Origin of the sequence: Xanthomonas hyacinthi, assembly GCF_009769165.1 — a bacterium.
GTDB classification, from domain to species: Bacteria; Pseudomonadota; Gammaproteobacteria; order Xanthomonadales; family Xanthomonadaceae; genus Xanthomonas_A; species Xanthomonas_A hyacinthi.
Window position 1 is genome coordinate 4,137,269 of sequence record NZ_CP043476.1, and the last position, 17,923, is coordinate 4,155,191.

At 66.4% G+C, this 17,923-nt stretch carries 15 protein-coding genes, 1 tRNA gene, 3 pseudogenes and 1 other annotated feature; of the genes and pseudogenes, 18 read left to right on the forward strand and 1 reads right to left on the reverse strand.

Going from position 1 to position 17,923, the window contains the following annotated elements:
- The first annotated feature begins 309 nt into the window (after positions 1-309).
- The 18 genes and pseudogenes from folP (at position 310) to FZ025_RS18250 (ending at position 17,384) form a co-directional block, all read left to right on the forward strand.
- Positions 310-1,209 (forward strand): dihydropteroate synthase, encoded by a 900-nt coding sequence (gene folP, locus FZ025_RS18170; RefSeq protein ID WP_046980325.1) that lies wholly within the window; start codon positions 310-312, stop codon positions 1,207-1,209.
- On the forward strand, positions 1,209-2,159 hold the full coding sequence (gene miaA, locus FZ025_RS18175; RefSeq protein ID WP_046980326.1) for a tRNA (adenosine(37)-N6)-dimethylallyltransferase MiaA: 951 nt from the start codon (positions 1,209-1,211) through the stop codon (positions 2,157-2,159). Before folP ends, miaA begins: the two co-directional genes overlap by 1 nt.
- Before the next feature lie 119 nt (positions 2,160-2,278).
- Positions 2,279-2,554, forward strand: a complete 276-nt coding sequence (gene hfq, locus FZ025_RS18180) for an RNA chaperone Hfq (protein WP_003471569.1) — start codon at positions 2,279-2,281, stop codon at positions 2,552-2,554.
- A gap of 26 nt (positions 2,555-2,580) precedes the next feature.
- Positions 2,581-3,906 carry a ribosome rescue GTPase HflX gene (gene hflX / locus FZ025_RS18185; protein ID WP_046980327.1) on the forward strand — a complete coding sequence of 442 codons (1,326 nt, stop codon included), beginning with the start codon at positions 2,581-2,583 and terminating at the stop codon, positions 3,904-3,906.
- Between the two features lie 109 nt (positions 3,907-4,015).
- Positions 4,016-5,320 (forward strand): MFS family transporter, encoded by a 1,305-nt coding sequence (locus FZ025_RS18190; RefSeq protein ID WP_046980328.1) that lies wholly within the window; start codon positions 4,016-4,018, stop codon positions 5,318-5,320.
- A gap of 90 nt (positions 5,321-5,410) precedes the next feature.
- A complete protein-coding gene (locus FZ025_RS18195) occupies positions 5,411-5,905 on the forward strand; it encodes a CinA family protein (protein ID WP_046980329.1) in 495 nt (164 codons plus the stop codon).
- Between the two features lie 29 nt (positions 5,906-5,934).
- On the forward strand, positions 5,935-7,611 hold the full coding sequence (locus FZ025_RS18200) for an ABC1 kinase family protein (RefSeq protein ID WP_046980330.1): 1,677 nt from the start codon (positions 5,935-5,937) through the stop codon (positions 7,609-7,611).
- Between the two features lie 91 nt (positions 7,612-7,702).
- A complete protein-coding gene (lexA, locus tag FZ025_RS18205) occupies positions 7,703-8,338 on the forward strand; it encodes a transcriptional repressor LexA (protein WP_046980331.1) in 636 nt (211 codons plus the stop codon).
- A gap of 186 nt (positions 8,339-8,524) precedes the next feature.
- Positions 8,525-9,568, forward strand: coding sequence for a recombinase RecA (gene recA, locus FZ025_RS18210; protein ID WP_046980332.1), 1,044 nt, complete (start codon positions 8,525-8,527; stop codon positions 9,566-9,568).
- A 118-nt stretch (positions 9,569-9,686) separates the two neighbouring features.
- Positions 9,687-10,181: a recombination regulator RecX gene (gene recX / locus FZ025_RS18215; RefSeq protein ID WP_046980333.1), complete on the forward strand. Its 495-nt coding sequence runs from the start codon at positions 9,687-9,689 to the stop codon at positions 10,179-10,181.
- Between the two features lie 106 nt (positions 10,182-10,287).
- Positions 10,288-12,936, forward strand: coding sequence for an alanine--tRNA ligase (gene alaS, locus FZ025_RS18220; protein ID WP_046980334.1), 2,649 nt, complete (start codon positions 10,288-10,290; stop codon positions 12,934-12,936).
- 137 nt (positions 12,937-13,073) lie between these two features.
- Positions 13,074-13,289, forward strand: a complete 216-nt coding sequence (csrA, locus tag FZ025_RS18225; protein ID WP_046980335.1) for a carbon storage regulator CsrA — start codon at positions 13,074-13,076, stop codon at positions 13,287-13,289.
- A gap of 81 nt (positions 13,290-13,370) precedes the next feature.
- Positions 13,371-13,463 (forward strand) — tRNA-Ser (locus FZ025_RS18230).
- Between the two features lie 81 nt (positions 13,464-13,544).
- A pseudogene (locus FZ025_RS22790) lies at positions 13,545-13,682 on the forward strand (DUF6538 domain-containing protein); the annotation flags it as partial.
- 283 nt (positions 13,683-13,965) lie between these two features.
- Positions 13,966-14,373 carry a site-specific integrase gene (locus tag FZ025_RS22525; protein WP_244292400.1) on the forward strand — a complete coding sequence of 136 codons (408 nt, stop codon included), beginning with the start codon at positions 13,966-13,968 and terminating at the stop codon, positions 14,371-14,373.
- Between the two features lie 186 nt (positions 14,374-14,559).
- Complete coding sequence (locus FZ025_RS18240) at positions 14,560-15,210, forward strand: hypothetical protein (protein ID WP_146093508.1); 651 nt, start codon at positions 14,560-14,562, stop codon at positions 15,208-15,210.
- Between the two features lie 11 nt (positions 15,211-15,221).
- On the forward strand, positions 15,222-15,854 hold the full coding sequence (locus FZ025_RS18245; protein ID WP_104558086.1) for an RES domain-containing protein: 633 nt from the start codon (positions 15,222-15,224) through the stop codon (positions 15,852-15,854).
- A gap of 281 nt (positions 15,855-16,135) precedes the next feature.
- A pseudogene (locus tag FZ025_RS18250) lies at positions 16,136-17,384 on the forward strand (IS3 family transposase).
- Positions 16,414-16,530, forward strand: a sequence feature (AL1L pseudoknot). (Overlaps the previous pseudogene by 117 nt.)
- 13 nt (positions 17,385-17,397) lie before the next feature.
- On the opposite strand, the pseudogene FZ025_RS18255 reads toward FZ025_RS18250, so the two are convergent.
- A pseudogene (locus FZ025_RS18255) lies at positions 17,398-17,850 on the reverse strand (transposase); the annotation flags it as partial.
- Positions 17,851-17,923: the final 73 nt, after the last annotated feature.

Genomic DNA, 17,923 nt, shown 5'->3' on the forward strand with positions numbered 1-17,923 from the left:
AGCCAGGGAGCGATCCCTGGCTTTTTTGTTGCCGATGCTTGCGACAGCGACGCTGCAGGGTCGCCAGCCGTAGCGGCGGACGCCATGTCTTGCACGCATCCCGCCGCCACGTCGTCGCACGCACGCTGGCTGCGCGACAATAGCCTTCCGTTACCACCATAAGCCGCCCATGCCATCGCCCCTTTGCCCGTCGCCGCCGCCCGTTGCGCATGCTGCCGTCTCCGCGACGATCCGCAGTGCTGCCCGCACTGCAGCGGACGCTACGCGCGGCATCCGCATGCGCTGCGGCAGCAGGCAGGAGCACCGCTGATGTTCGAGACCTCGCCGAGCCTGGATTGCGGCGGACGCCGCCTGCTGCTGGATCGTCCGCGGGTGATGGGCATCGTCAACGTCACCCCCGACTCGTTTTCCGACGGCGGCGCGCATGCGACGGTGGAGGCGGCTGTCGCGCATGGCCTGCGCCTGGTGGAGGAGGGCGCCGACCTGCTCGACATCGGCGGCGAATCGACGCGTCCCGGCGCCACCCCGGTATCGGTGGAGGAGGAATTGCGCCGGGTCATCCCGGTGATCGAGCGGCTGGCGGCGCAGACCGCATTGCCGCTGAGCGTGGACACGTTCAAGCCGGAGGTGATGCGCGCGGCGGTCGCCGCCGGCGCCGGCATGATCAACGACATCCAGGCCTTGCGCCGGCCCGGTGCGCTGGACGCGGCGGCAGACCTGCGCGTGCCGGTGGTGCTGATGCACATGCCCGACGACGCCTACGCCGCCGGCAGCGCGCCGCACTACGACGACGTGGTCGGCGAGGTGCACCGGTTCCTGGCCGAGCGCATCTTCGCCGCGGAAATGGCCGGCATCGACAAGCGCCGCCTGCTGGTCGATCCGGGCTTCGGTTTCGGCAAGGGCACCGCCGACAACCTGCAGTTGCTGGCGCAGCTGTCGCGTTTCGTCGAACTCGGCGTGCCGGCGCTGGCCGGGCTGTCGCGCAAGCGCAGCATCGGCGAACTGACCGGGCGCGCCGCGCCGGAGCAGCGCGTGGCCGGCTCGGTGGCGGCGCACCTGCTGGCCGCGCAGCGCGGCGCGCTGCTGCTGCGCGTGCACGATGTCGCCGCCACGGTGGACGCGCTGAAGGTCTGGCAGGCGCTGGCGGCGGTGCCGCTGCCGCGCAGCGGCGCCGCATCCGCCGCGATCCGTTGGCCGGATGAGGATTGATGGCGGCCGACCGGCGCCCGCGCGCGATCGCGTTGATGGGGCCGACCGCATCGGGCAAGACCGCCGCGGCGATCGCCCTGGCCGAGCGCTACGGCGGCGAGATCGTCAGCGTCGATTCGGCGCTGGTGTATCGCGGATTGAACATCGGCGCGGCCAAGCCCGATGCCGCGCAGCTGGCGCGCGTGCCGCATCATCTGCTGGACCTGCGCGATCCGTGGCAACCCTATTCGGCGGCCGAGTTCGCGCTGGACTCGCGCGCCGCGCTGGACGCGATCGTGGCCCGCGGCCGCCTGCCGATCCTGGCCGGCGGCACCGGCCTGTATTTCCAGGCGCTGCTGGAGGGCCTGGCGCCGATGCCGCCGGCCGATCCGCAGCTGCGCGCGGCGCTGGCCGCGCGCGCGCAGGTCGAAGGCTGGGCGGCGCTGCACGCGCAGCTGCAGCAGGTCGATCCGCTGGCTGCGCGGCGGATCCGGCCCGGCGATGCGCAGCGCATCCAGCGCGCGCTGGAAGTGTTCCAGCTCAGCGGCCGCCCGATCAGCGAGTGGCAGGCGCAGCCCGGACCGCCGCGGCTGCCGCTGCAGGTGCTGAAGCTGGTGCTGGCGCCCGCCGCGCGCGCGCTGCTGCATCGGCGCATCGAGCTGCGCTTCGACGCGATGCTGGCGCAGGGCTTCCTCGACGAGGTGCGTGCGCTGCGCGCGTTGCCGGCGCTGCGCCAGGTGGCGCAGCCGCTGGAGCTACCGGCGCTGCGCGCGGTCGGCTACCGCCAGGCCTGGGAACACCTGGACGGCGCCAGCGATGCGGCGACGTTCCGCGATCGCGGGATCTTCGCCACCCGCCAGCTGGCCAAGCGGCAGTTGACCTGGCTGCGCGGGGAACTGGACGTGCGCTGGTTCGACCCCGAATGCGACGGCGCGCGGCTGGATGTCGCCGTGGCGGACTTTCTTGGCTGATTTGGCTACACGCCTTGCTGTGCTGGTGCCCGCGGTTGTGTAACATCGGCGGTCCGGGCCACGGCAGGGGAGCTGCAGTGCCGTGCCGGGCACATAAAAACTATAAACGGGAGTGAAGCATGTCCAAGGGGCAATCCTTACAGGATCCTTTCCTGAACGCGCTGCGTCGCGAACGGGTGCCGGTCTCGGTGTACCTGGTCAACGGCATCAAGCTGCAGGGTACCATCGAGTCCTTCGACCAATTCGTGGTGCTGTTGCGCAACACCGTGAGCCAGATGGTCTATAAACACGCCATTTCCACCGTGGTGCCCGCGCGCAACGTGCGCGTCGGACCGGGCGGTGGCTATGTGCAGCAGAACGAGGGTGGTAGTGCGGACGATGACGAAGCCGAGTAGGACGCTGTTGAAGACCGGAGCCGCGGGTGTTTGATCGTTCCCGCCGCGGCGAACACGCACTGCTGATCCAGCCCTATGCCGGGGGACCGCTGCAGGACGATGTGCTGGAGGAGTTCGCCGACCTGGCGCGCTCCGCCGGCGCCAGCATCGCCGCCACGCTGACCGCGCGCATCGACAAGCCGAGTCCGTCGACGCTGATCGGCAGCGGCAAGCTGGAAGAGGTCAAAGCCGCGGCCGACGCCAGCGGCGCCGACCTGATCCTGGTCAACCATGCCTTGAGTCCGGGCCAGGAGCGCAACCTGGAGAAGTACCTGGAGCGGCGCGTGATCGACCGCACCGGACTGATCCTGGACATCTTCGCGCAGCGCGCGCGCAGCCACGAGGGCAAGCTGCAGGTCGAGCTGGCGCAGCTGCGCCACATGGCCACGCGGCTGGTGCGCGGCTGGACCCATCTGGAGCGCCAGCGCGGCGGTTCGATCGGCCTGCGCGGCCCCGGCGAAACCCAGCTGGAAACCGACCGCCGGCTGCTGCAGAAGCGGGTCGAGCAGTTGCAGAAGCGGCTGGAGAAGGTCGAGGTGCAGCACACCCAGATGCGCCGTGCGCGGGTGCGCAGCGAACTGCCGCGGATCGCGGTGGTCGGCTACACCAACGCCGGCAAGTCGACCCTGTTCAATGCGTTGACCGGCGCGGAGGCCTACGCCGCCGACCAACTGTTCGCGACGCTGGACCCGACCGTGCGCCGCATCGCGCTGCCCGGCGGCAATGCGATGCTGGCCGACACCGTCGGCTTCGTGCGCAATCTTCCGCACGAGCTGGTGGCGGCGTTCCGCTCGACCCTGTCCGAGGCGCGCGAGGCCGATTTCCTGCTGCACGTGGTCGATGCCGCCGATCCGTTGCGCGCAGAGCGCATCGCCCAGGTCGACGAGGTGCTGCACGCGGTCGGTGCCGGCGATCTGCCGCAGCTGCTGGTGTTCAACAAGATCGACCGCATCGACGGCGCCGAGGTGCGCCACGATGCGCAGGACGGCGTGCCGGACGAGGCGCGCCGCGAGCGGGTGTGGATCTCGGCGCGCGACGAACGCGGCCTCGACCTGCTGCAGGGCGTGCTCGGCCAGCGCCTGGGGCTGCAGCACGTGCAGGGCAGCCTGCGCCTGCCGCCCAGCGCCGGCCGCCTGCGCTCGCAGCTGCACCAGCTGCAGGTGATCCGCCGCGAGCAGGCCGACGAAGACGGCTGGCTGCTGCAGGTGGACATCCCGATCACCGAGGCCGAACGCCTGGCCGCCAGCGCCGACGGCGCGCCGATCCGCGCGCTGCTGCCGCCGCGCGCGCAGGAGGAGTGGCAACAGCATTAGGCGCGCCGCCGACATCGCCTGGTGTGGCGCACCGGCCCGATGGCTGGCATGCTTGCCAGGTGTTAGCGCCTGCGCCGCAGGCATCCTCCCTAATACGGAGACCAGACGCATGGCAGCAACCGATCCGACCACGCCACACTACAGCGCCGAGGAGAAGCGGCACCGCGTCTTCGCCATCATGGCCGCCTCCTCGGGCAACCTGGTGGAATGGTTCGATTTCTACGTCTATGCGTTCTGCGCGATCTACTTTTCCGGCGCGTTCTTTCCCCAGGCCGACCGCACCGCGCAGCTGCTGAACACCGCCGCGATCTTCGGCGCCGGGTTCCTGATGCGCCCGGTCGGTGGTTGGCTGTTCGGCCGCATCGCCGACCGCTATGGACGCAAGCGCTCGCTGCTGATCTCGGTGACGATGATGTGCGGCGGGTCGCTGCTGATCGCCTGCCTGCCGACCCATGAGCGCATCGGCGCGCTGGCGCCGCTACTGCTGTTGCTGGCGCGGCTGATCCAGGGCCTGTCGGTGGGCGGCGAGTACGGCACCACCGCCACCTACATGAGTGAAGTGGCGCTGCGCGGCCAGCGCGGCTTCTTTTCCTCTTTCCAGTACGTGACCCTGATCGGCGGCCAGTTGCTGGCGGTGCTGACCATCGTGATCATCGAATCGGTGCTCAGCGAGGCTCAGATCCGCGCCTGGGGCTGGCGCATCCCGTTCGTGATCGGCGCGATCGCCGCCGTGGTGGCGCTGTTGCTGCGCCGCACCCTCACCGAGACCCAGAGCGCCGAGCAACGCCAGAGCGAGGAGGCCGGTTCGCTGGTGGGGCTGTTCCGCAACCACGCTGCGGCGTTCTTCACCGTGCTCGGCTATACCGCCGGCGGCTCGCTGATCTTCTACACGTTCACCACCTACATGCAGAAGTTCCTGGTCAACACCGCGCATCTGCCGAACAAGACCGCCAGTTTCGTGATGACCGGCGCGCTGTTCCTGTACATGTGCATGCAGCCGCTGTTCGGCATGCTCTCCGACCGGATCGGGCGGCGCAACAACATGCTGCTGTTCGGCGTGCTCGGCACGCTGTGCACGGTGCCGATCCTGACCGCGCTGCAATACGTGCACGATCCGCTGCCGGCGTTCGTGCTGATCGTGCTGGCGCTGGCCATCGTCAGCCTCTACACCTCGATCAGCGGCATCGTCAAAGCCGAGATGTTCCCGGCGCAGGTGCGCGCGCTGGGGGTGGGCCTGGCCTATGCGATCGGCAACGCGCTGTTCGGCGGCTCGGCCGAATACGTGGCGCTGGGTCTGAAGAAGCTCGGCCACGAGGAGGCGTTCTTCTGGTACGTGACGGTGATGATGGTGGTGGCGTTGCTGGTCAGCCTGCGCCTGCCGCGCCAGGCCAGCTACCTGCACCAAGACCGCTGAAGCCGCGCCTGGCGCCTGGCGCCGCGCCGTGCAGGCGCGACAGCCGTGCTGAATTCGGCTACAAAGCGCATTGGTTTCTCGGGTAATGCCATGACCGTCCCCACCGATCCGCAACTCCTGCAGCTCGCCACTGCGCTCAGCGACCAACTGCGCAGCGCGCGCGAGCGCCTGGTCACCGCCGAGAGCTGCAGCGGCGGCTGGATCGCCAAGGCGATGACCGACATCGCCGGCTCCTCGGACTGGTTCGACTGCGGCATGGTCGCCTACAGCTACGAAGCCAAGCAGGCGCTGCTCGGCGTGCGTCCGCAGACGCTGGAGCACCATGGCGCGGTCAGCCGCGAGACGGTGATCGAAATGGTGTCCGGCGCCTTGGTCAATTCCGGCGCCAGCATCGCGGTGGCGGTGACCGGCATCGCCGGCCCCGGCGGCGGTTCCGCCGACAAGCCGGTCGGCACCGTGTGGGTCGGCTGGAAGCGGCGCGGCGGCTACGCCAGCGCGCAGTTGTTCCATTTCGACGGCGACCGCGACGCGGTGCGCCGGCAGACCGTGGCTGCCGCGTTGCGCGGGCTTGGCGCGCTGCTGTGAGCGCTGGCGGACTCTAGATGGCGACTGCGATGTGGGAGGCGCTGAGCACGGTCCGCGACCTGGGGCGATTGCAGGAAATCGCCTCGGTGCTGATCCGCTACGGTTTCGGCGACGTGGTCCGCCGCATCGGCATGGCCGACGTGCTGGAACGCGCCGGGCGCCTGCTGCACTGGCATAACGCAGAAGAAATGCTGCGCATGTCGGCGCCGCAGCGGGTGCGGCGCGCGCTGCAGGATCTCGGCCCGACCTTCGTCAAGCTCGGCCAGGTGCTGGCCACGCGTGTGGACCTGCTGCCGCCGGAGTGGATCGACGAACTCGGCGAACTGCAGAACGCAGCCCCGGCGCTGCCCTACGCGCAGATCCTGCCGCAGCTGCTGGAGGCACTGGGCCAGGCGCCGTCGGCGATCTTCGCCCAGGTCGAGGAAACCCCGCTGGCCGCCGCGTCGCTGGCGCAGACCCACCGCGCCTGGCTGCACGACGGCACGCCGGTGGTGATGAAGGTGCGCCGCCCCGGCATCCGCGACGTGATCGAGGCCGATCTGCGGCTGTTGGCGCGGCTCGCCGAGATCGTCGAGGCGCGCGCGGCCGACCTCAAGCGCTACCACCCGGCGGAGGTGGTGCGCCAGTTCACCGTGTCGCTGCGGCGCGAGCTGGATTTCGCCGGCGAATGTCGCAACGCCGAGCGCATCGCCGCCAATTTCCAGGGCCACGACGAGATCGTGATCCCGCGCGTGCACTGGCAGTGGACCTGCGAGACCCTCAACGTGCAGGACTTCGTCGCCGGCATCGGCGGGCGCGACCTGGCGGGTGTGGATGCCGCCGGCCTGGACCGCCGCCGGCTGGCCCGCGTGGGTGCCGACATCGTGCTGAAGATGGTGCTCGAGGACGGCTGCTTCCACGCCGATCCGCACCCGGGCAACATCTTCTATTTGCCCGGCGAGCGCATCGCGGTGATCGATTTCGGCATGGTCGGGCGCATCTCCGAGCAGCGCCGCTACCAGGTCGTGCAACTGCTGCACGGCCTGGTCGCGCAGGAGGCCGAGGCGGTCGCCGACGTGCTGCTGGAATGGACCGACGGCGACGTCGAGATCGACGAGGCGCGGCTGCAGCTGGAGATCGCCGGCTTCGTCGATCAGTACCGCGGTGTGCCGTTGAAGGAGTTGCGGGTCGGCGCGATGCTCGGCGACGTCACCGCGATCCTGCGTCAGCACGCGTTGGCGCTGCCGGCCGACCTGGCGCTGATGATCAAGACCTTCCTGACCCTGGAAGGGATAGGGCGCCAGCTCGATCCGGACTTCGACATGGCCGGCGCCGCGGCGCCGTATCTGGAGCGGGTGATGCTGCAGCGCTTCGCCCCGCGCGCGATGGCCAAGCGCGGCCGCCGCACCGTGCTCGGCGCGCTGGAACTGCTCGGCGACCTGCCGCGCGACGCGCGCCGGCTGCTGCAGGCGGCGCGGCGCGGACGGCTGCAGCTCAACGTCGAGACGACCTCGCTGAAGGGCTTCGGCGACCAGGTCGACCGCGCCGCGAATCGGCTGACCATGGGCATCGTCACCGCTGCATTGATCATCGGTTCCTCGATTGTGATGAACAGCGTCGGCGGCGTCTCCAGCCGCTGGCTGCTGGCGATCGGGGTGGGCGGCTTCATCGGCGCGGCGCTGTCGGGCGTGTGGATCCTGATCTCGATCTGGCGCAGCGGCCGCTGAGCGGAGCGGTGCTGCGCCGCCGAAGTGATGATGCGGCGGCGGGCCACACAACAGTTGCCCATTTCCGTTTTTAGTAGTATTACTACTAACCATGGAACTGACCGAAACCCAGCAAGCGATCCTCGACCTGATCGCCGAGCGTATCGAGCACGACGGCGCGCCGCCCTCGCAGATCGAGATCGCCCGCGCCTTCGGCTTCAAGGGCGTGCGCGCCGCGCAATACCATCTGGAAGCCCTGGAGCAGGCCGGCGCGATCCGCCGGGTGCCCGGCCAGGCGCGCGGGATCCGGCTGGTGACCGGCGCGGCCGCGCCGGCACCGGCGCCGCAGGTGGACAACGCCGACATCCTGCGCCTGCCGGTGCTGGGGCGGGTCGCCGCCGGCTTGCCGATCGGCGCGGACATCGGTTCGGACGATTTCGTGGTGCTGGACCGGGTGTTCTTCTCGCTGGCGCCGGACTACCTGCTCAAGGTGCAGGGCGACTCGATGCGCGACGAAGGCATCTTCGACGGCGACCTGATCGGCGTGCACCGCACCCGCGACGCCCGCTCCGGGCAGATCGTGGTGGCACGGATCGACGAGGAGATCACGGTCAAGCTGCTCAAGATCGGCAAGGACCGCATCCGCCTGTTGCCGCGCAACCCGGACTACGCGCCGATCGAAGTGCTGCCCGACCAGGACTTCGCCATCGAAGGCCTGTACTGCGGCCTGCTGCGGCCCAATCGCTGATTTTAGGACATTGCACTACACCGCCAGCCGGATTTTTCCGACCTGGCACATCGCCATTCGCCGCTGTCGTACATGGGCTCGGACGGATTATTTTTTCTTCGCCGCACACCGTCTCAGCCCGTGCGATACCTGGCCGCTAAATTGAACCTACCCCGTAAATCATCCTCACCTCCGAAGGACACCAAAATGGACGAGAACAAGAAGCGCGCGCTCGCTGCCGCCCTGAGCCAGATCGAGAAGCAGTTCGGCAAGGGTTCGGTGATGCGGATGGGCGATCGCATCATCGAGGCCGTCGAGGTGATTCCGACCGGCTCGCTGATGCTGGATATCGCGCTGGGTATCGGCGGCCTGCCGAAGGGCCGTGTGGTCGAGATCTATGGTCCGGAATCCTCGGGCAAGACCACGCTGACCCTGCAGGCCATCGCCGAGTGCCAGAAGAAGGGCGGCACCGCGGCGTTCATCGATGCCGAGCATGCGCTGGACCCGATCTATGCCGGCAAGCTCGGCGTCAACGTTGACGAACTGCTGCTGTCGCAGCCGGATACCGGCGAGCAGGCGCTGGAAATCGCCGACATGCTGGTGCGTTCTGGCTCGGTCGACATCGTGGTGATCGACTCGGTCGCCGCGCTGACTCCGAAGGCCGAAATCGAAGGCGAGATGGGCGACCAGCTGCCGGGCCTGCAGGCCCGCCTGATGAGCCAGGCGCTGCGCAAGCTGACCGGCAACATCAAGCGCTCCAACACGCTGGTGGTGTTCATCAACCAGCTGCGCATGAAGATCGGCGTGATGATGCCCGGCCAGAGCCCGGAAGTGACCACCGGCGGCAATGCGCTGAAGTTCTACGCCTCGGTGCGCCTGGACATCCGCCGCATCGGCGCGATCAAGAAGGGCGACGAGATCATCGGCAACCAGACCAAGATCAAGGTGGTCAAGAACAAGCTGGCACCGCCGTTCAAGCAGGTCATCACCGAGATCCTGTACGGCGAAGGCATCAGCCGCGAAGGCGAGCTGATCGACATGGGCGTGGAAGCCAAGCTGGTCGAGAAAGCCGGTGCCTGGTACAGCTACGGCAGCGAGCGCATCGGCCAGGGCAAGGACAATTCGCGCCAGTACCTGCGCGACAACCCGCAGGTGGCGGCGAAGCTGGAAAGCGAGCTGCGCGAGAAGTTCCAGCCGACGGAAATCGCGCCGAGCGCGGCCGAAGCCGAAGACGCAGACGCCGAGGCGTGATGGTCTTCTGCCGGGGGAGCGGTGGAGTCAGTGCCGCTCGTCTCTCTCGGCAGTCTTGAGCAAGCCAGGAGGGCAGGTGCCAAGGACGGCACATTGACGCGCGTGGTGGTGAGCCTGCATGGGTGACGACGAACAAGCACAGGAACCGCGCCGGCGCCGCCGGCAGCCGGAACAGACGCCGCTGCAGCGGGCCTTGGGCCTGCTGGTGCGCCGCGAACATTCGCGCAAGGAATTGACCCGCAAATTGCGGGTGCGCGGCGTGGAGCCGGACGCCGCCGCCGCGGCGGTGGAGCGCCTGGCGGGCGAGGGCTGGCAGGACGATGGCCGCTTCGCCGAGCTGCTGGTGCGCAGCCGTGCCAATACCGGCTACGGACCGTTGCACATTCGCGCCGAACTGGGCACCCATGGCCTGGACGGCGAGGCCATCGCCACCGCGATGGCCGCATTCGACGGCGACTGGACCGAAAACGCCCGCGATCTGGTGCAGCGGCGCTTCGGCGCGGCCGGACCGGCGGACCTGCCACAGCGGCGCAAGGCCGCCGATCTGCTGGCGCGGCGCGGTTTCGATGGCGACAGCATCCGCGCGGCCACGCGCTGCGCGCCGGAGGACTGAGCGGGCCGGGCCTGCTAACCTTGGCGGATTGTCTTGTCCGGTTTGCGCACGCCCTCATCCTGAGGGGGGAGGCCCGGAAATCCGTCCGCTCGTCTATAGCCAGCCCATGAACGCATCTGCCAAATTCTCCACCTCCCAGATCCGCAGCGACTTCCTCGAGTTCTTCCGCGGGAAGGGCCATACCATCGTCCCGTCCGCACCGCTGGTGCCGGGCAACGATCCGACGCTGCTGTTCACCAATTCCGGCATGGTGCAGTTCAAGGACGTGTTCCTGGGCGCCGAGAAGCGCAGCTACGTGCGCGCGGCCGACGTGCAGCGCTGCCTGCGCGCCGGCGGCAAGCACAACGACCTGGATTCGGTCGGCTATACCGCGCGCCATCACACCTTCTTCGAAATGCTGGGCAACTGGTCGTTCGGCGACTACTTCAAGAAAGAGGCGATCGCCTGGGCCTGGGAACTGCTGACCCAGGTCTGGAAGCTGCCTGCGGAGCGCCTGCTGGTCACCGTCTACCACACCGACGAGCAGGCCTACGAACTGTGGCGCGACATGATCGGGGTGCCGCCGGAGCGGATCGTGCGCATCGGCGACAACAAGGGCGCGCCGTACGCCTCGGACAACTTCTGGCAGATGGCCGACACCGGCCCCTGCGGCCCGTGCACCGAGATCTTCTACGACCACGGCGCGCATATCGCCGGCGGCCCCCCGGGCTCGCCGGACGAGGACGGCGACCGCTTCATCGAGATCTGGAACCTGGTGTTCATGCAGTTCGATCGCCAGCCCGACGGCACCCTGGTGCCGTTGCCGGCGCCGTGCGTGGATACCGGCATGGGCCTGGAGCGCCTGGCCGCGATCCTGCAGCACGTGCACAGCAACTACGAGATCGACCTGTTCCAGACGCTGATCCGCCACGCCTCCGAGCTGACCGGCATGGCCGACCTGGAGAACAAGTCGCTGCGCGTGATCGCCGACCATATCCGCGCCTGCTCGTTCCTGGTCGTCGACGGCGTGCTGCCGTCCAACGAGGGCCGCGGCTACGTGCTGCGCCGGATCATCCGTCGCGCCCTGCGCCACGGCTGGATGCTCGGCGTGCGCCAGCCGTTCTTCCACAAGATGGCGGCCACGCTGTCCGAACTGATGGGCGAGGCCTATCCGGAACTGCCTGCGGCGCTGTCCACCGTGCAACGCGCGTTGCAGGCCGAGGAGGAGCGCTTTGCCGAGACCCTGGATTCGGGCATGAAGATCTTCGACGAGATCGCCGCCCGCGCCAGCGGCAGCATCCCCGGTGCGGATGCGTTCCGCCTGTACGACACCTATGGTTTCCCGGTCGACCTCACCGCGGACATCGCCCGCGAGCGCGGCATGGGCGTGGACATGGCTGGCTTCGAAAGCGCGATGGAGCGCCAGCGCGAGACCGCGCGCGCGGCCGGCAAGTTCGGCGGCGGCACCACGTTGCCGGCCGACCTGGTGGCGCAGCTGGTTCCGACGGTGTTCCTCGGCTACGACGGGCTGCAGGCCGATGCACTGAAGGTGGTCGCCTTGTTGCAGGACGGACGCCCGGTCGAGGCGATCGAGGCCGGCGATGCGGCGATCGTGCTGCTCGATCGCACGCCGTTCTATGCCGAATCCGGCGGCCAGGTCGGCGACCTGGGCCAGTTGAGCGCGGACGGCGTGCTGTTCCAGGTCGTGGAGACGCAGAAGTTCGCCGGCCAGTTCCACGGCCATGTCGGCCAGCTGCGCAGCGGCCGCCTGCAGGTCGGCGCCACGCTGTCGGCGCAGGTCGACAGCGACCGCCGCGGCGCCACCATCCTCAACCATTCCGCCACGCACCTGCTGCACGCCGCGCTGCGCGAGGTGCTCGGCACCCATGTGCAGCAGAAGGGCTCGCTGGTCGCGCCGGACCGGCTGCGCTTCGACTTCTCGCACTTCCAGCCGCTGAGCGCCGAAGAACTCGCCGTGGTCGAGCGCAAGGTCAACGCGCAGGTGCGCGCCAACCATGCGGTCGAAGTGCACCACATGGGCATGCAGGAAGCGCTGGACTTCGGCGCGATGGCGCTGTTCGGCGAGAAATACGGCGAGCGCGTGCGCGTGCTGAAGATGGGCGACTACTCCACCGAGCTGTGCGGCGGCACCCATGTCGCGCGCACCGGCGACATCGGCCTGTTCAAGATCGCCAGCGAGGGCGGTGTGTCCGCCGGCGTGCGCCGGATCGAGGCGGTGACCGGGCAGGGCGCCCTGGACCATGTGGCGGCGGAAGAGGCCAAGCTGCGCGAGGCGGCCGAACTGGTCGGCGGCAGCGCCGGCGATGTGGTCGAGAAGATTCGCCAGCTGGGCGACAAGCACAAGCGCCTGGAGCGCGAGCTGGAGGCGTTGAAGGCCAAGCTGGCTTCCGGCGCCACCGCCGATCTGGCCGCCGCCGCGGTCGAGGTGGCCGGGGTGAAGGTGCTCGCGGTGCGCCTGGAAGGCTTCGATGCCAAGGCCTTGCGCGAGGCGATGGACCGCCTGAAGCAGCAATTGGGCGACAGCGTGATCGTGCTGGCCGGTGCCAGCGACGGCAAGGCGGCCCTGGTCGCCGGGGTGAACGGCAGCCCAATGGGCCGGGTCAAGGCTGGGGAACTGCTGAGCCATATCGCCGGTCAGATCTCGGGCAAGGGCGGCGGCCGCCCGGACCTCGCCCAGGGTGGTGGCGAGGACGGGTCCGCCCTTGCCCTTGCGCTTGAGGGCGTGCCCGCCTGGGTCAAGCAACATCTCCCCTGAACACGAAGTCGCGCCGCCTTGCTGGCAGGGCGTGGCTTCCCTTAACATCGATCCTCTTTGTTCCCTTTCGTGATGGGGCGCCCCAGGTCGGGACGCCGTACCGGTGGGAATCACCGGTTCCCTGGAGAATTTTAAAAATGTTGATCCTGACTCGCCGGGTAGGCGAAACCTTGATGATCGGCGATTCGGTCACCGTGACGGTGCTCGGGGTCAAGGGCAATCAAGTACGCATTGGCATCACCGCACCAAAAGACGTCCCGGTGCACCGCGAAGAAATCTATCAGCGCATCCAACGCGGCGACGAACAACACACCTCGCACGGTGGCGGTCACGGCGATCAATCTTCCGATTGATGCGCCGAAAGGGTTTACCTGAAGCCCTACAAACCGGTATCCTTCGCGCCCGGTCGCGGAATATCCGCAGCGTTTAGATCCGGAGTGATGCCCGAGCGGCTGAAGGGGCTCCCCTGCTAAGGGAGTATAGGGTCAAAAGCTCTATCGAGGGTTCGAATCCCTCTCACTCCGCCAGTGTCAAGAAACCGCCCGCAAATCAACGATTTGCGGGCGTTTTTCTTTTTCCCGACCTTGGACACTCGCTTGGACACTTCCATGCGAGTAGCGCACTACCTCACCCGCGGCACGACCGGCCGCTACTACGTTCGTTTGCGCATTCCTGCGGATCTGCAGGCGCGCTTCGGGCGCAAGGTCATCAAACGCAGCGCTGGGACGACGTGCGATCGCGCGGCGCTTGGCTACGCGTTGCTGTTGCAGCAGCGCTATGCTCGAGCCTTCGCAGCCATCAGGAACGGCAGCATGGGGTCAGAGCTGGATGAGCTCTTGAGGAGCCTGGAGGGCACGTCGTCGCTCGAGCTGATCCTCAAGGACGTGAAGCTGCCGGGTGGGGCCTCGTTCGGGCAGGTGGAGATCAACGACCACAACGACTTGTCGTTGTTCCAGAAGCTGACGGCGGAGCACTCGGCGCCCGCGTCGACGCTGGCGCCGTTCCCGCGCCGGTGCCCGGTCCAACGAGGTGGCCAGGCTGGAGCTGGAGGATTGTCGGGAGGAAGACGGCATCCCCATCTTCCATTTCACCTGGATGGGCGAGGACAAGAGCCTCAAGACGGATGCCAGCGAGCGGAAGACCCCCGTGCACCCGGATCTTATCAAGTTGGGCCTGTGGGAGCGCGTGGAGCGGCTTAAGGCGGCCGGCGAAACCAAGCTCTTCCCCGAACTCAGCTTCGACGCCAAGAACGGCCCGGCAGGCCGGACCCAGCACGCGTTTTCACGCTACCTGGTCAAGCTGGGCATCAAGGCGCGGGGCGGTGGCAGGGTGGGGCACCACAGCTTCCGGGATACGGTCATCGGGGCCTTGAAGGCGGCTGGGGTCCACCGGGAGATGCGGGAGGAATACACCGGGCACGAGCTGTCAGACCGGTAAGAGCATGCCCACGCATATGAGACGGAGTTCAGTCCTAGTGCACTGGCAGACGCGTGCCACCCAGCTCTGGGGCGGGCGATAAGGGAATTCAGGGAGGGCTCGTTGCCCAACGGTTGATTTGACAAGAATGCCAACATCATGTAGATTTTTAGCATATTTGGCGCGAGCTGATCAGCGGAGATCAAAATGAGTACCCGTAAGGAAATCAATACCTTTGTCGGTCTCAAAGCCGAACGGGAAGTGTCTAGCCTTGTTCACTTTCAGATTTCGGTGCCGGCCTCTCGGCTAGCAACGCTTTCGTCTTTGACTGAAGCGCTGGAAAGAACTGCTCATCTGATGCTGCAGGCTGATCCGACACCGTTGTTGCGTCGAGCTGAGCAAGTGGCTGAGGCCGTTGTAGAAAGCGCAACCCCTAACGAGTCGCTTTTGCTTGAGCGCATTGCGCAAAGGCGCTCCATGCAAACCATTATTGAGGCTGATGAGTGGCTAACGGCTGAGCAGATCAATGAAATGCAAAGTTCGCCTCCAGCGAACAAAAATCATCCCGCCAGTGATTGGAAGAGGCGCGGACGGATTTACTCCGTTGATATGGATGGGAAGGATCGCTATGCAAGTTATCAGTTCGATGTGATGGGGCGTCCTCTTCCTATAATCAAGGATATTCTCGCCGCTCTCGGCCCTATTCCAGATTCTTGGTCAATCGCCTCATGGTTTCACTACCCGAATGGGTGGATTGCCGGCCAAGATGGAAGTGCGGTTGCTCCTAAGGAAGCTCTGGATCGGCCGGCTGACGTTGTGAAGGCCGCCAGCAAACGGTTGCGCAGTTATCAAGCCTAAGGAGTTTTTGAATGAAATCGCCAGGAAAGGCGGAAGATTTCAATCTGTCAGTTCTCGATGAAGAAGATCCAGGCTTCTGGTATCACGTCTACGCTACGCATTCCTATAGCAACACGGCCTTCACCTTCTCACAAGGGTGGGGGGATACTCGTTTTGCGCCGATAAATCTTCCCGATGGATCCGCCGCACATACCTACTACGTTGCTTCAACGGCGAGAGCGGCCATCATGGAGTCTGTTTTTCACGATGTGCCACTAAGCCCGCCTGGCCATCTTTCTGTGTCAAGTTTGGCTGGATATCATTTAGTCAAGCTGCGACTGGCTAACTCGCTTAGCTATGTGAGTTTTCATAGTCAATTTTTACCGGCTTTGGGATTGACGCGCACGGAACTGATTGAGAGCATGCCTGCGTTTTACAGGAACACTAGGCCTTGGGCCGAGGCGGCGTTCGCACAGCGGCCAGAAGCTCAAGCTATAGGCTATGGGTCAAGGCTTCATGACTCCTCTCGCTGCCTAACGCTAGTTAAGCAGCGTTTGTTGGATCCTCCATTTGAGGTGCTCAGTGACGAGTGTCTTGCCGTGGAGCCACTGCGCCGAAAGGTTCTGGATTTTGCTCGTCAATTACATATATCCGAAACGCCCTAGCGATTCGCACGGCGCGCTGTAGTGCCACTATTATCGGTTTTGTCCAGCGGTCCTAAGTGGTTAGCTGGACCCAGATCACAATGAGCGCCATCGGCAACCATTTCAGAAAGGCCAGCGCTCCTATCGCCATCATGGCGGCCAGGGGCGTCATGACCCACCACTGGCCCCAAGTGAAACCTTGGTCCCGTTGCCGAGCAGCGTAGGCCTCCAGCGGATAGAGCCGCTCTGCTTTGAACCGCCCCGGGAATTCCGGAGGCTCCATTTCTTGAGAAGATGGAGCCATGAGCAGAGCAAGCAAGTTCTCCCCGGAAATCCGGGAACGTTCGGTGAAGATGGTCCTGGAGCACCAATGCGAGTACGAATCGCAATGGGCGGCGATGGTGTCGGTGTCGGCCAAGGTGGGCTGCACGGCCGAGACGCTACGGGGTTGGGTGAGGCAGCACGAGCGCGACGTTGGCAAGCGCGAGGGGATGACGACGTCCGAGAAGGAGCGCATCAAGGCACTTGAGCGCGAGGTTCGCGAGCTGCGCCAGGTCAACGAGATCCTGCGCAAGGCGTCGGCGTATTTTGCGCAGGCGGAGCTCGACCGCCCCTTCAAGCGATGAAGCAGTTCATCGATGAGCATCGAGTCGTCCACGGGGTCGAGCCGATCTGCAGGGTGCTGCCGATCTCCCCGTCGACCTACCACGCGCACGCGGCCAGGCTGGCCGATCCCGCGTTGCGCTGCGCGCGCGCGAAGACCGATGAGGCGTTGATGCCGGAAGTCCAGCGCGTGTGGGACGACAACTTCAAGGTCTACGGTGTGCGCAAGGTCTGGCGGCAGATGCGACGCGAGCAGTTCGACGTGGCGCGATGCACCGTACAGCGGCTGATGAAGCGGCAGGGTTTGCGGGGCGTCATTCGAGGCAAGACCGTGCGAACGACGGTGAGCGACCCGAAAGCACCGTGTCCGCTCGATCATGTGAATCGGCAATTCAAGGCCGATCGGCCGAACGCGCTGTGGGTCAGCGACTTCACCTACGTCTCGACGTGGCAAGGATGGGTTTACGTCGCCTTCGTCATCGACGTCTTCGCCCGTCGCATCGTGGGCTGGAAGGCGTCGTCCTCGATGCAGACGGACTTCGTGCTCGACGCGCTCGAACAGGCGCTCTACGCGAGGAAGCCGGTCGGCCCGGATCGCCTGATTCACCACAGCGACCGAGGCGTTCAGTACGTGTCGATCCGCTACACGGAGCGGCTCGCTGAGGCCGGCCTGGAGCCCTCGGTAGGCAGCGTGGGGGACTCCTATGAGCGCGAAGCCTGCCCTCGGGGCACAACGCGCTGGCCGAGACCATCAACGGCCTCTACAAGGCCGAGGTCATCCATCGCAGGTCGTCCTGGCGAACGCGCGAGGAGGTCGAGTGGGCCACGCTCACCTGGGTCGACTGGTTCAACAACCGCCGATTGCTGGAGCCGATTGGGAATATCCCGCCGACCGAGGCGGAGGCCAACTACTATTCGCACTCCCCTGAGTCCGTCATGTCGGCGTGACTCAAACCAAGGGGCCTCCGGAAAACCCGGGGCGGTTCAGCACGAACCCGCTGAGTTTCCTGGGGTCTTCACGCTCGCTCATCGCCTGCATGATCTTGTGCTTCATGCGCCAGGCCGCCTTGTAGTTCACCCCCAAGTGCCGCTTCAGCTCCAGCGCCGCCAGGTTGGCCTTGCTGGAGGTGAGCAGGTAGATCGCCTGCATCCACAGGCGCAGAGGCAACTTGCTGGACTGGAGCAGCGTTCCGGCGCGCAAGGTGGTTTGATGGCGGCACGCTCGACACTGGTAGTAGACCTGGGCATCGCGACGAAAGCGCGAGCGCGCACGACCATCGCACTTCGGGCAGCGGAATCCTTTCGGCCAACGCCACCGGTACAGCGCCCGGTAGCACCTGGCATCGGTGCCATCGCGATCCGTGAACTCACTCATCGACAATCCCGGCTGAAACTGCACGACATTGATGCCCATGGCCCACCTCCGTTATTCGCGACGATGCCATCGTCCGGCTACACCGTCGCAAATCCTGCAACTGGTGGCTGAG

Bases quoted from the DNA above. Each gene is read 5' to 3' on its own strand.
- folP (WP_046980325.1), top strand. From the start codon at position 310: ATGTTCGAGACCTCGCCGAGCCTGGATTGCGGCGGACGCCGCCTGCTG.
- miaA (WP_046980326.1), top strand. From the start codon at position 1,209: ATGGCGGCCGACCGGCGCCCGCGCGCGATCGCGTTGATGGGGCCGACC.
- hfq (WP_003471569.1), top strand. From the start codon at position 2,279: ATGTCCAAGGGGCAATCCTTACAGGATCCTTTCCTGAACGCGCTGCGT.
- FZ025_RS18190 (WP_046980328.1), top strand. From the start codon at position 4,016: ATGGCAGCAACCGATCCGACCACGCCACACTACAGCGCCGAGGAGAAG.
- FZ025_RS18195 (WP_046980329.1), top strand. From the start codon at position 5,411: ATGACCGTCCCCACCGATCCGCAACTCCTGCAGCTCGCCACTGCGCTC.
- FZ025_RS18200 (WP_046980330.1), top strand. From the start codon at position 5,935: ATGTGGGAGGCGCTGAGCACGGTCCGCGACCTGGGGCGATTGCAGGAA.
- lexA (WP_046980331.1), top strand. From the start codon at position 7,703: ATGGAACTGACCGAAACCCAGCAAGCGATCCTCGACCTGATCGCCGAG.
- recA (WP_046980332.1), top strand. From the start codon at position 8,525: ATGGACGAGAACAAGAAGCGCGCGCTCGCTGCCGCCCTGAGCCAGATC.
- recX (WP_046980333.1), top strand. From the start codon at position 9,687: ATGGGTGACGACGAACAAGCACAGGAACCGCGCCGGCGCCGCCGGCAG.
- alaS (WP_046980334.1), top strand. From the start codon at position 10,288: ATGAACGCATCTGCCAAATTCTCCACCTCCCAGATCCGCAGCGACTTC.
- csrA (WP_046980335.1), top strand. From the start codon at position 13,074: ATGTTGATCCTGACTCGCCGGGTAGGCGAAACCTTGATGATCGGCGAT.
- FZ025_RS18240 (WP_146093508.1), top strand. From the start codon at position 14,560: ATGAGTACCCGTAAGGAAATCAATACCTTTGTCGGTCTCAAAGCCGAA.
- FZ025_RS18245 (WP_104558086.1), top strand. From the start codon at position 15,222: ATGAAATCGCCAGGAAAGGCGGAAGATTTCAATCTGTCAGTTCTCGAT.